Origin of the sequence: Paenibacillus xylanilyticus (assembly GCF_009664365.1) — a bacterium.
Lineage (GTDB): Bacteria > Bacillota > Bacilli > Paenibacillales > Paenibacillaceae > Paenibacillus > Paenibacillus xylanilyticus_A.
Genome location: NZ_CP044310.1, coordinates 4,372,977 through 4,386,761 on the forward strand (window position 1 = coordinate 4,372,977; position 13,785 = coordinate 4,386,761).

The following is a 13,785-nucleotide window of genomic DNA, read 5'->3' on the forward strand; positions in this document are numbered from 1 at the left end:
CCCTGGGGCTCACTTGCACGCGTATTTCTTCAGGCTCGGAACCCTTTTTTTCCAATCATCGTAAGAATGAGCATCATGATAAGCAATAATACAATCGTTGCTCCTGGAGCCAAATTCCAAATTCCCGCTACCACCAGACCAATGACTACTGCAATCTCCCCGATAACAACCGAGAGTATAATGGCCGACTTGAAACTGCGAGCCATAAGCAAACTTACGGCTACAGGAATGGTCAATAGTGCCGACACCAGCAGTGCCCCCACGATCTTAATCGCAGTACTAATCACCAGAGCCGTCATCACCGTAATCAGCATGTTAAGCAATTTTATAGGCAGACCTGTAACTGCCGCAGCGTCTTCCTCAAAACTGAGCAGGAAAAACTCCTTATGTAGCAGCGCAACAACGATGACTACAATCAGCGTTACCACTCCAACCAACTTCAAGTCGGTAGAGTCCAATGTATAAATGCTGCCGAACAAGTAACTCATTACATCCGTATTGTACCCTTTGCCCAGTGTAAAGAACAACGAAGCAAGCGCGACGCCACCTGACATGATTATAGCAATGGATAACTCGGCATAAGTCTTATATGCCTTGCGCAGCTTCTCTATAGCAAAGGATGCGAGCACAGCAAAGACAAGTCCCACCGCAATCGGATAAACCTCAATCAAAAAGCCGAGGGCAACCCCGGCAATCGTAACGTGAGATAGCGTATCCCCGATCATGGACAAACGCCGCAGCACCAGAAACAGTCCGATCAGTGGAGCTGTAATGCCGATCAGCAATCCCCCTGCCAGTGCACGCTGAAAAAAATCACTCATTAAAATCTCCAAAACACACGACTCCTTCAGCCTTGTCTAATCTAGTTGTACAATATCATTATCGTACCAGGGCAGTAGTATGCTGCAAATTGGTCTCGGCACAATCCTCCACCTCATGCGAATGACGAACATGAAAGTTGATTTTTCCGTTGGTTGCAGCCGCTTCTGAACCAAGATAGTTCTCCATTCGGTCCATATCATGTGAAACCATCAGGAACGTCATCCGGTGGTGTTCATGCATATGGGTAATGAGCTCAAAGAAACTTGCTTGAGACTCGGCGTCAATCCCGACTGTAGGTTCGTCCAAAATCAACAAATCCGGATGATTAATAAGCGCACGTGCCAAAAACACACGCTGCTGCTGTCCTCCGGACAATTGTCCAATCCGTTTGTTTGCCAGATCCTCGATACGCATAACCTCCAGTGCATCCGTGCACTGCTGCTGTGATTTGCGCGTCATCCGGCGGAACATATTCTTATTGTTGTACAAACCAGACATGACCACTTCCCGCACGGTTGCAGGGAACAATGGGTTAAATGCATTTTTTTGCGGGACATAGCCGATCCGTTCCCAATCCTTGAATCTGCGAATCGACTGTCCGAACAATTTGATGTCCCCCTGCGCTGGAGGCAGCAGTCCCACCAACATGCGCAGCAGTGTCGTTTTTCCCGCTCCGTTTGAACCGATAATACCGACAAAATCCCGTTCCTTGACCATAAAATCAAGATTTTCGATCACTCGCTGGTCACCGTAAGAGAAAGATAACTTCTCAATCTCAATGATTGGATCATGACATAGTGGCATGATTTGCTGCATGGCAAAGCCGCCCTTCATTATATATAAGGATTGCAAAACGAATCCTTCAGTCTATCTTATTTTAATGCGATCAGCAGATTTTGCAAATTTTTCTCCATCAGGGTGAAATAATCATCCCCATTGGCTGCCTGTTCCTTGGTAAGCCCTTCAACCGGATTCAACACCATCGTTTCCACACCGGCTTCGCCAGCGAGTGTTTTGGCCAATTTGTCGGAGACCAGCTCTTCGAAGAAAATGTACTTGATGCCCTCTTCCTTCACAAGCTTGGACAGATTCACAATATCCTGACCTGTTGGTTCGGCATCCGGAGATAGCCCCATGATGGCATGCTGTGTCAAACCATAATCACGTGCAAGATATCCAAATGCTTGATGGGACACAACAATTTCTTTATTGGAGACGTTGGATAATTCGTCCGTAAAGCGCTGATCGAGCGCTTCGAGTTTGGTACGAAGTTCTTCATAGCGCTGTTCGTAACCATCCTGATGATCAGGATCTACTTCGACCAGACTATTTTTGATATTTTGAGCCATCACGATAGCCGACTTGGGACTTACCCATGTGTGAGGGTCCACGTGATGGTCTGCAACGTCCTCTGTGCCTGCTTCTTCCGCGTGTTCGTCTTCATGCTCTTCTCCATGGTTATGCCCATCATCACCTTCAGCCGTCAGCAAGCTCACTCCATCACTTACAGCCACAGACTTCACTTGGGTATCGCTGTTAAGGGATTTGAGAAAGTTAGGTACCCATCCTTCAAGGCCTGCACCGTTGTATAGGAACAATTGGGCTTTGGAGGTGTTTACAATGTCCTGGCTCTTTGGCGTCCAGTCATGTGGTTCAACACCGGTTGGCAGCAAATTAATAACGTTTGCGTCTTCACCGCCGATAGCTGTTGTAAATGCATATACAGGATAAAAACTCGTGATCACATTCACTTTGCCTTCCTCGATCTTGGCACTTTCCGAATTACTTTGTCCACACGCCGACAACATGAGCAAACTGAGAATAAGCAAGCTGCTCCATAACCATTTCGTTCTGGTTTGGCCACGTTTGCTTGTATGCTGTATCCGGGCACCCCTGGTTTGAGTTGTTTCATTATACCATTTCACTATTGCTTCACTCCGCATCTCTTAATCGTAAACATTACTGAAAGAATTATAGGTAACCTGAACGTGGTTGTCAAGCGGTCGGGTCCTATTTATTCTCCCCTGGAGCGCAGAGTTCATAACAGTATATGCTTGTTTTCCTACGTTATTAGCGGGGCAATCAAGAGGAAAGAAAAAAAGCGACCCGATAGCATCGGGTCACCTTCATTCTTCATATAATCAAGCATCGGACTACATGTTCAGCAAAATTTATTTTACTTGAGCACCATTAGGCATATTGTCCGGTACCGTAGCCAGTGTTAATTGGTCTCCATGAGATGCCGCCAAAATCATCCCTTGGGACAGCTCACCGCGCAATTTTACCGGTTTGAGATTCGTTACACAAATGACCTTGCGTCCAACCATCTCTTCCGGGGAATAGAACTTGGCGATGCCTGATACGACCTGACGCTGCTCATAACCGAGATCCAGCTGCAATTTCAGCAGCTTATCGGCTTTTTTGACTGGTTCACAGGCGATAACCTGTGCTACACGCAGTTCCACTTTGGCAAAATCGTCGATGCCGATTTCTTCCTTGCCCTCAGGTGCAGTCACGGGTTCGGATGCTTGCGCAGAATCGCCAGCATTACCTTGTGTGCCATCCGCTTGCGGTTCCGCTTTTTTGCCTCCAGTCATGGCTTCAGCAATATACGCAACCTCCTGCTCTGAATCGAGACGTGGGAAGATTGGGTCTCCCTTTTGCAGAGCATTACCCGCTGGTATTACACCCCATTGCTTAGACGTATCCCAAGCTGTAAGTTCGCCCTCCTGAATACCGAGCTGTTCCCAGATTTTATGCGGAGCACGAGTCAGGAACGGCTGCAGCAAGATGGAAGCAATACGCAAACTTTCGATCAAGTGAGACATAACGGATGCGAGTTCATCCCGTTTCGCTTCATCGCGTGCCAGAGCCCAAGGCTGTGTCTCGTCAATATATTTGTTACTCCGGCTAACAAATTGACTGATTGCAGTCAGTGCAACGGAAAATTGCAGATTTTCCATCGCCTGCTCCACTTTATCCACCGCTGCAAGGCCAGCTTCTTCCAGTGAAGCATCGAATTCCGTTACGCCTGAAGTAAATGCAGGTGCCTTGCCTTCAAAATATTTATCCACCATCGCAACGGTACGATTGAGCAGGTTCCCCAGATCGTTGGCCAGATCCGAGTTCACGCGCTCTACAAAGCTCTCTGGAGTGAACGTACCATCCGAACCAAATGGAACTTCACGCAGCAGATAATAACGCAGTGCATCCAGGCCGTAACGGTCAATCAGGGTCACTGGATCAACGACATTGCCCTTCGATTTGGACATTTTGCCGTCCTTCATCAATAACCAACCATGCGCAAATACTTTTTTCGGCAAAGGCAGGTCTAGTGCCATCAGCATGATTGGCCAGTAGATGGTATGGAAACGAACGATTTCCTTACCTACCAGATGAACATCTGCAGGCCAGAACTGGTCATACAGTGATGAATCGGATGATCCGTAACCGAGAGCCGTAATATAGTTGGACAATGCATCAATCCAGACATATACGACGTGCTTTGGATCGCCTTTGACTTTTACGCCCCATTCAAACGTTGTACGGGAAACAGCCAAATCTTCCAGACCGGGCTTGATAAAGTTGTTGATCATCTCGTTCTTGCGGGATTCCGGCTGAATAAAACCAGGATTCTCTTCATAATATTTCAGCAAACGATCTGCATACTTGCTCATGCGGAAGAAATAGGATTCTTCTTTGACAAGTTCTACCGGGTGTCCACTATCCGGACTTTTAGCAGCGACAATTTCACCCTTCTCATTCTTCTCCACATCAACCAGTTGGGTTTCCGTGTAGTAGGTTTCATCTGGAATGCTGTACCAGCCCTCGTACTCACCCTTATAGATATCTCCCTGTTTAAGCAAACGATCAAAAATATCCTGTACAACTGTTTTGTGACGTTCTTCCGTTGTACGAATGAAATCGTCATTGGAGATATCCAGCTTGTTCCACAGCTCCTTGATGCCTACAACGATGTCGTCTACAAATGCCTGTGGTGTCTGCCCCTTCTCCTGAGCCTTGCGTTCAATTTTCTGTCCGTGCTCATCGGTTCCTGTCAGGTAACGCACTGCATAACCGCGCAGACGTTTGTAACGAGCCATTGCATCTCCAGCTACCGTTGTGTACGCATGCCCAATATGCAATTTGTCACTCGGATAATAAATCGGCGTCGTCAGATAAAATGTTTTTTGATCAGTCATGAAAGACTTCTCCTCCTTCATATGTCATGCTTGCTTTTGCGTTCTTAGCTAAAAAAGAACACAAAAAACTCCCGCCCCTATGGGACGAGAGTAGATCTCACGTGTTACCACCCAAATTCCCCGTGCTTTTTGCAAAACACAGGCTCTGCCGGTCCTTCGACCGCCCATTAACGCTGGATCACGCCTCAGCCTTACGACAGCGTCTACATACACGACTGCACGCTCGAAAGAGGTTCCTCCGGGACCATATTCCATCCTCCTCCCAGACCGGTTCTCAGCTTATCCGGCTCTCTGCACTGGGGGTGTGTCTGTACTTATCCCTTCACTGGAAATCATTATACGAAAAATATACTGAACTGCTGCCCTCTTTGTCAAGTCGGCAGCAGTACAACTACGACCTTGTCATCCGATCATGCCGTTCATGACTCCACCTTCATCCCTCATCATGTACCATAATCGTTTTTTCTGTCTTTGGCGGAACCAGATCAACACCACCGGGATGAAACGGATGGCATTTTGCGATACGCTTGGCAGCCAGCAGCGAGCCTTTAATTGCGCCATGAACCTCGATCGCTTCCATTGCGTATGCGGAACAAGTCGGATAGAAGCGACATGTAGGTGGTTTCAAGGGAGAAATATAATTTCGATATACCCGAATCGGCGCCTGTGCCACTCTGCGGGATAGCTTCATGGTTAGTGTTTCCCGTGATTGTGTGAATGCCCAGTGGACACTTTCGCCGGAGCGTATTCCGCACAATCTTTGCAGTATCCGAACACTTCGAATTTATGATCCACAACCTGAAACTGTTCTGGAGCATCTGCCAGCTGCATCGGACAAAAAACGATCGGATAGGTCTTCTGACATTTCAGACAGATCATGTGATGGTGATGGTGGTCTTCGCTGCAATGCGCTCTGAATTTTACACCGTCTTCAAAAATAACCTGCTCCAGCACACCCAAATCCTGCATGACGCGCAGGTTCCGGTACACCGTGTCAAAGCTCAGTCCGCTGTAAGTCTTACCCATATATTCATAGACGTCCTTGGGTGTAAGATACCCAGGAGATTCGGCAAATAACCGGGCCAGTGTCTTCCGCTGATCCGTAATGCGAAGTCCCTGTGAGGACATAGTATTAATTATCTGTTCTGTCGACAGCATGACTTCAAGCACCTCCTGTCATACAAGCATTATGCATACATCCTGAGAGCAAATCCAAATTAGCAAAAAGCCAGATTACTAAGGTTTGTTCGTCCAGATGTTACCCATTGACTTCATGGGAATTACAATGATGCAACGCTGATACCATGCTTGTTATTATAATTCTAATAATGCCTCAAATTCGGATTAGAGTCAACGAAACGACTGGCGCACTGTTCACGTCAGATCATTAAAAAGGACCCCATTCACATGGAGTCCTTCTCTGACGGTTCAGAAGATCATTTCTTCGGGCGACTTTTGGGGTGATCGGGTATATGACATATAAGCTTTCACTCCAAACCGTCCGTTCCTTGTTGCCTGGTCAAGATTACTTCTCAGCCGGAAGCGGGGTGAACAGCAGATTTACAGGAAGATTGCTTCCTGGTGCCGCTGAAAACAGAATGGTAACACTCTCACCATATGAGCCTGTGCGATAGAGTACACTTTGCTCGTTAGGAGCACTCAAGGATTTACCCTCGGAAATTTGTACAACCTGTCCGTTAACCAGTGCCACACCTGAATATTTACCACCACGAGGGTTGAACGAGATCAGCGTACGCGGTGCTACGTTATTCAGTGTAATTTTATAAAGCACACCAAAGTTACCGGCGTTGGAAGCATCTGTGTAAGCCATAGGGTCTGTTCCGACCAGGTTTGGATCACTTGCATTGTCACCAAGCGGAAGACGGGAAGGCTTCGAACCTACTTCTTGATCATACGTGATGACACGTGTTGCATTCGGGTAAGTTCCCCGGTTGTGAACACCGTCACGATCCAGTACTGGCAGCGTAGACCATACTTCCAGCGGATCCTTGTTTTCTTCAATCATAATAATGTTGTAATCCAGTCTGTAATCGCTGAATACATCGGAGTACAGGGAGATTACCTGGCCCTTCTTCATCGGCAGAGCACTAAGTTCCGTAAGAACCAGTTTGCTCTCTCCTGGCTGCAGGACAACGTCCAATTTGCCAGTGCCTTCCTGCATGGATTTGAACCAGCGGTCAATCGATAGCTTCCCAGCTACAGTAGCAAACGGAGATGGACCTGCGAAGCCCATGTTTTGCTGCTCCAATGTTGCCGGATACATATTGTTGTTGGTAGCCACAACGTACATTTTTACGTTTTTGCCTGTATTATTCACGTGGTGAATCATAAAACGTGTTTGTCCAATCGAAGATTCCTTATAGACAATTCCTTCGCTGTTGACCGTTTCCGGACTGTTACTGCGAATCAGAATGCTTTGCTCATCATAGTAAGTGTATGGAACCTTCTCCATGGCAGGGACTTCTCCACCATTGAAGGTGAACTTCCCACCAACCGGTGTGAACAATTGATTGAAATCAGAGAGAGTGTACAACGTTTCGCCCGTGATATTGATGATTTTGGAATAGCTGTCACTCAGACCGTGTTTGTCTGTAACTGTAATCGTAATGGTCTTCGGCCCTGGAACAAAGAATGCCAGTGCGTTGTTGTCCCACTCTGTTGTCTCAATCGCGTTTTCGTCGTCTGTGCTTTGATCAATGTAGGTGATCTTTTCACCCATTTTGTACTCTTCCTTGTCTGTAGTGAACATCGCTACAGGGGGAAGATTTGGTTTTTGGACCTGGATTGTGACAGAGTAAGGATCACTCCATTGACCGCTTGAATCCTGGACAGCATACGTTACCGTATATGTACCTGGTTGGTCGAACGAATCCTGACGGCCAGTCCAGCGCTCATCCACAATGTCCAGTCCTTTCGGAGAACTGTATTTCGTTGTGTATGTTACGTTGTCACCGGCAAAAACTTCTTTGGGTACCGTGAAACTGGCTACCGGTTTGGTACTCAGTTTCAATACCACCGTTTTGGCGGATTGGTTCACTGTATAAGTAATGTTGAGTGCCTGTGTAATTGAAGTCAGCGGCACCATAAACGTATTCTTTTGTTGGTAAGCAGCGCCCTTCATCGTTCTTGCTTCACCATTAACGGTATAGATTTTGCTGTTGGTCTTGAAACGCAGCTCATCTTCCCCGCTAATAATAATCGTTTCCTTGGTCGTGTTGTCGTACTTCACATCATAGCCAACTCGGTCAACCAGCGCGCGGATCGCTACATAGGATACACCATTTTTGACAGCCATCGGCTGTCCGGCTAGGTATGTCTTGCCATCTTGCACCATTTTATTGCTGTTCATGTACAGCGTCAGGTCTCCACCGGCAGTGCCGGACTGACCACTAGTGGAAGGCTGCTCAACTTCTACAGGTGTAGGTGCTGGCGCTTCTTCCTCTGTACCTTCTGCATCTTCAGACTCAGCAGGAGCTGCAGGGTCAACTGGAGTAACGTCCGTACCTGATGAATCCGTGGATCCAGGATTCGTCTCCTCTGTTGTATCGTTATCGGATGTCTGTGTACCTGATTGATCTTTAACTTCGGATTCCGCTATGGTTTGTTCTTTCTTAATAACCTCAACGGATTTAACTTTGGCTGTATTCACTGGTGTCGAATCGCTCTGATCAGCTGCCTGTGCATTCGCAGGAATGGCTGCAAACGCCTGAAAAACAGCTAAAGCGGTAAGTATAGACAATTTCCTCTTCAAATTCATTCTTTTTCTTTGGCTCCTTCTGCTCCCATTTTATTAATATCCCCCTCAAAAAGTCATACTATTAGACGCTTGTCACCGGGAAAAGTTGCTAAAAATAATAGATTAGAAATGTAAAGTTTTAATAGAGCGAAAACACTATGAAAATAGTTAGTTATCATTTCATCATCATTCAAAGATTCAATTGGTGATTCAATAAAGAAAACCTTACCATTATATGGATGGATATCACCACATAATAGTAAGGCTGTCTTTATCCCTTTAAAGTTAACTTAATCGGACGGGCAAGCTTCCACTCGGATTCAGTTCACCCGTAATTAACAAGGAAAGTGCACGTACCACGGCAGGTGTATTTTCATAAGTACATACGTAAGCTCCTGGCCTTGGCATTTCCAGCAGATCATAGGGATTACGCAAAGCTACGACAATTAATGAATGGTTTACACTCAGCCGTTCAATCAAGTAACGCTGACCTTTGGGAAGGACCCCGGCTGAAGTGTACGTGCATACAATGACTTGTTCACCCTCCATTACACTTTTAGTAATTCGTTCTGCTTCTTCATATGACGGCTGTGTTGTTATCTTATGCTCACGAACATGATTTTTGATTTGCCCAAGCACCATCCCAAGTGAATCCGAATGGGACCAGGGTTCATCTACCTCTGTTCGCTGGACAACCTCAGGCCATACAACCAACACATTTTGTTCCGGCTTTAATGGCAGTACACCGTCATTATGCACTACAGTAATGCTTTTGGATGCAATTTCATCTAACAGCAACTTCTCCGGAACAGATGACAACGAATATGGCATTCTTGATTGTTCACTTGATTGTTGACTTGATTGATCACTTGATTGTTGACTTGATTGGCTATCGCAGCGTTTTTGCTTCCATTCCACGACACGCTCCAGCGCCAGGTCAATGATCTGCTCTTCGATGTCTCCATGGCGGACCGCATCCACCACTGCATCTATAGCTGCAATTTGCTCCTCCAGGGTATGACTGACCAGAATCAAATCTGCTCCCGCCTTAACTGCACGAACAGCTGCATTCGCAACCCCATATGGTTTGGATATTGCGTGCATCTCCAGACAATCTGTAATAATAATCCCTTTAAACCCCATTTGTTCGCGCAGCAATTTATGTAATACGTTACGGGACAACGTTGCGGGAATAGGCTCAGGTTCAATGGCCGGGAAAATCACATGTGCGGTCATGATGGCATCCACATCTGCCTCAATGGCCCGGCGAAAAGGCCGCAGCTCCACCTGCTCCAGCCTTTGCCATTCATGCGGAACCGTTACCATGCCAAGATGTGAATCTACGGCCGTATCTCCATGCCCCGGAAAATGCTTCGCCGTTGCAGCTATGCCACTGGACTGATATCCAGCAATGGCTGCCGCACCATGGACGGCGACGTTCTCCGCATTTTCTCCATAGGATCGCACGCCTATCACCGGGTTAAGAACGTTATTGTTCACGTCAACAACGGGTGCAAGGTTCATATCGATCCCAATCCGCTTAAGCTCGGTCCCAAGGATCCGTGCACATTGATACGTGTAATCCGGATTACACGTTGCGCCAAGAGCCATGCTTCCCGGCACTCGGGTAATCCCGTCCTTATCAATTCTCGCAACCATACCGCCTTCCTGATCTACCGAGATCATAAGCGGCAGCTCACTGCTTTTTGCGGCCAAGCTCTGCAGCTCGGCAGACAAACGGGTCAATTGTTCCACACTTTCCACGTTGCGCCTGAAGTAAATAACACCCCCAACATGGTAGTCCTGTATCAACCGCATAATCTGTTCGTCCACGTGCTGTCCATGAAAGCCGCACATAAACAGCTGACCTACCTTTTGCTCCAGTGTGAAATGTCCCCATGAGCTCATGTCTGCATTTCCTCCTCCAATGAAGTGGTTATTCTATGGCTTTGCCTATATTCGGACGGCTTCATATGAAAATGTTTATGAAATACCTTCGAGAAATAACGCCGCTCTTTATAACCCGTGGCTTCCCCAATCGACGTAATGCTCCATTCCGTTGTACTCAATAACATCGCTGCTGTTTCCATCCGTTTCTGGGTCATATATTCAACAAATGTAACCCCGACATGGCTTTTGAACAGCTGACAAAAATAACTTGAACTAATACCAAGCCAATCCGCTACTTCATCTATGCCAAGATCATGATCCAGATGTGTATCCATATACTCACATGCAGACTTGATCCATTCCGAAACTGAAGGACGCGAGGCACTTTGTTTCTGACAGTGCCGGTATCGCTCAATAATCTGGTGGTCCAGACATACGGGCGTATCGTCAAGAATAATCCTTGCCTTCATTGCTGAGTCAACAGCAAAGATGGCATTAAGTCTCTTTTGAATACGCTGAGCTAGTTGATCTGCTCTGGTCTCCCATCCAAGCGAAGCCTTGAGCAATATCCCCCATTCTCCCTTACGGACGTGAGTTATGATGCTTCCTTCGATTATTTCGGTTAGATCTCTAAGATTGGTATGAATTTCATCATGCCACTGCTGATGCTGGTCAGCTGTCCAGCCCATGGAATGGCGGAAATAACCTTCTGCATCCACAAGAATCAGGACATAGCGATCAGCAGAAGGCAACGTTTCCGAGTTTTGCACGGGGAAGCATGCCAGGTTTTCCTTTTCACCCCGCAGCAAGTCGGTCACATGTTTGTGCCTGATCCAGTTTTCCATTTCTATACTTCGATGGCGTTCAGACTCACTTGTTACTCGCTTCTGAATAATTTGTTCAGTTAGCTCACGTAATTTGTTCTCCAGATCCGAATAATCAATGGGTTTGCATATGTATTCATGTACATTGTATCGGATGGCCGTTCGGGCATATTCGAACTGCTGATATCCGGTCAGCAAAATAATTTCACATGACTCACCCCGCTCGCGCAGAATTCGAATAAGTTCCAAACCATCCATGGTAGGCATGCGGATATCGCACAGCATAATGTCAGGATGGCAATCAGCCACCTTATCCAGTGCTTCTATTCCACTTCTGGCCGTGCCTGTAATTTCAATCCCCATGTCCTCCCAGGGCAGGATCAGTCTCAAATTTTCCAAAATCGGCAGCTCATCATCAACAATCATTGCCGTCAGATTCATCTAGGCATCCCCCTGCTCATATCGTGGAATTATGCATTGAATCACTGTCCCATGTCCTGGAGCAGAACATATGAATATGCCATATCCCGCCCCGTATCGAATTCGTATCCGATCCGCCACACTTCGTAAGCCAAGTCCCCGGCGTTCAGCCATGGAGGATAGGGAATGCTCCCCTTCCTTTGCATGCGAATGTTCCGGAGGATCTTCTGCCATGTATTCGAATCTCCCCATTATTTCCTGGGGAATGCCAAGTCCGTTATCCTCCACTTGCAGTATCAGATTATGGTGAAGCTCAAACGCACTGATTCGAAGTACTCCCTTGTACTCAATACCCTCAAAGCCATGCTGAATGCTATTTTCTACTAAAGGCTGCAAGGTCAGTTTAAGTACGGAGGATGCATATAAATGAGTAGGAATATGCACTTCGTACGTAAACAATTCGCTGAATCTGTATTGCTGAATTTCAAGATAACTCTGGAGATGCCTTACTTCCTCGCCCAGTGGAATTTCTTCCTGATCCTGAATACTGATCCGAAGAATATTGCCAAGACGGTTTACCATTTCGCTGACTTTCCGTCCCTCTCCTCGCATCGCCAGCCCGTTGATAGATTCCAATGTATTGAACAGGAAGTGTGGCTTGATCTGAGCCTGCAGCACACGCAGTTCAGCCTTGGCCTTTTGCTGCTGCTCTGCCCGCACACGGCGAAACAGGCTTCCAATCCTGTCCAGCAATTCATTGAATCCATGGGCCAGAAGCTGCATCTCATCGAATCCCTTACCCTCAACCCGTGCGTTGAAGTCACCATCCTCGACTCGCCGCATGAAACGGACCAGTACCGCAATATTGCCGGTTATCCGATTCATGAAAAACAGGTTGAAGACCATCGCAGCAAGAAGACAGACCAGAATAATAATCACCGACCAGCCTGCAAACACATTGGTTTCGGCCGACAACGCTTCCCACGAGGTTACACTGATTAAACTCCAACCGTAGTTTTTCAGATGATACTGGGACAGGATACTCTCCGTGCCATCAAATACGGTCCGGATGCTGCTGAAGCCGGGTCCATAACTGGCCGCGTTTACGCCGAGGTTCTCCATCTTCTCCCCACTGTACCGCCCGGATGGGTCATAGACGACCAAACCTTCTTCATTAATTAATAAAAAGGACGTATTTTGAGCGGAATCACTGATCTGCAAATGCCGGAAGATGCGATCAATCTCCCCCTTTTTGATTTGTACCACCAGAATTCCGATATTTTGAAAATAACTGAGTTCCTTCACTAACCTGATCTGCGTAAAGACAGGATCGTTGCCGGTAAGTTCGGGATATTCAAGCGGGGCAAGCCATTTGGGCACGCCGTTAAGCTGATGGATTTCCTGAAATAAAGGGTGTACCTTGAATTGCTGAAAAGGAAGCGTTTCAAAATTTTCCTTGGTAAATATGGAGACAATCTGATTGTTCTGGGACGAACGCAGATCATATAAGAAAGCATAGCTAATAAACGGATAGTTATATAGAAGAGATCGGAAATTGCGCTGGCTGGCATTGAGCGATAATTGATTACCGGTCCCGAGATCCTGCTTGGTCGGGTCTTTGGCGTTGAGTGCCATTTGAAATACCGACGTGGCGATCCCGTTATCCGTGACATTGTTTATCTGCTGAAAAACATTTTCGATATTGTAACTAATGGCCTGGAGGGCATATTCGGCTTGTTGGTTGTATTTCTTCTCAATTGTATGTGAGGTAACCAGGAACATCCCGATACCCAGTGCACACATCGGTACAATAATTAACAGCAGAAATGCCAAGGCCAGCTTCATGCGCAAGTTCATATCCGTTCTCCCC

General features: G+C 46.8%; 10 protein-coding genes. All 10 read right to left on the reverse strand.

Going from position 1 to position 13,785, the window contains the following annotated elements:
* Positions 1 to 29 precede the first annotated feature (29 nt).
* Entirely contained in the window at positions 30 to 833 is an 804-nt protein-coding gene (locus tag F4V51_RS19455) for a metal ABC transporter permease (RefSeq protein WP_153979299.1), read from the reverse strand.
* Between the two features lie 46 nt (positions 834 to 879).
* Positions 880 to 1,638, reverse strand: coding sequence for a metal ABC transporter ATP-binding protein (locus tag F4V51_RS19460; RefSeq protein WP_095290554.1), 759 nt, complete (start codon positions 1,636 to 1,638; stop codon positions 880 to 882).
* A gap of 56 nt (positions 1,639 to 1,694) precedes the next feature.
* A complete protein-coding gene (locus tag F4V51_RS19465; RefSeq protein ID WP_236146826.1) occupies positions 1,695 to 2,630 on the reverse strand; it encodes a metal ABC transporter solute-binding protein, Zn/Mn family in 936 nt (311 codons plus the stop codon).
* Between the two features lie 363 nt (positions 2,631 to 2,993).
* Entirely contained in the window at positions 2,994 to 5,024 is a 2,031-nt protein-coding gene (metG, locus tag F4V51_RS19470) for a methionine--tRNA ligase (protein ID WP_153979301.1), read from the reverse strand.
* 433 nt (positions 5,025 to 5,457) lie between these two features.
* Positions 5,458 to 5,715: a membrane protein insertion efficiency factor YidD gene (yidD, locus tag F4V51_RS19475; protein WP_095290389.1), complete on the reverse strand. Its 258-nt coding sequence runs from the start codon at positions 5,713 to 5,715 to the stop codon at positions 5,458 to 5,460.
* 2 nt (positions 5,716 to 5,717) lie between these two features.
* The gene (locus F4V51_RS19480) at positions 5,718 to 6,182 is read right to left on the reverse strand and encodes a Fur family transcriptional regulator (protein ID WP_095290387.1); all 465 of its coding nucleotides are present in this window, start codon (positions 6,180 to 6,182) and stop codon (positions 5,718 to 5,720) included.
* A 367-nt stretch (positions 6,183 to 6,549) separates the two neighbouring features.
* Complete coding sequence (locus F4V51_RS19485) at positions 6,550 to 8,802, reverse strand: stalk domain-containing protein (protein ID WP_153979302.1); 2,253 nt, start codon at positions 8,800 to 8,802, stop codon at positions 6,550 to 6,552.
* A 264-nt stretch (positions 8,803 to 9,066) separates the two neighbouring features.
* The gene (nagZ, locus tag F4V51_RS19490) at positions 9,067 to 10,689 is read right to left on the reverse strand and encodes a beta-N-acetylhexosaminidase (RefSeq protein WP_153979303.1); all 1,623 of its coding nucleotides are present in this window, start codon (positions 10,687 to 10,689) and stop codon (positions 9,067 to 9,069) included.
* On the reverse strand, positions 10,686 to 11,936 hold the full coding sequence (locus F4V51_RS19495; protein ID WP_153979304.1) for a response regulator: 1,251 nt from the start codon (positions 11,934 to 11,936) through the stop codon (positions 10,686 to 10,688). The genes nagZ and F4V51_RS19495 overlap by 4 nt, the downstream gene beginning before the upstream one ends.
* Entirely contained in the window at positions 11,937 to 13,772 is a 1,836-nt protein-coding gene (locus F4V51_RS19500) for a cache domain-containing sensor histidine kinase (RefSeq protein ID WP_153979305.1), read from the reverse strand. It abuts the gene before it with no gap.
* Positions 13,773 to 13,785: the final 13 nt, after the last annotated feature.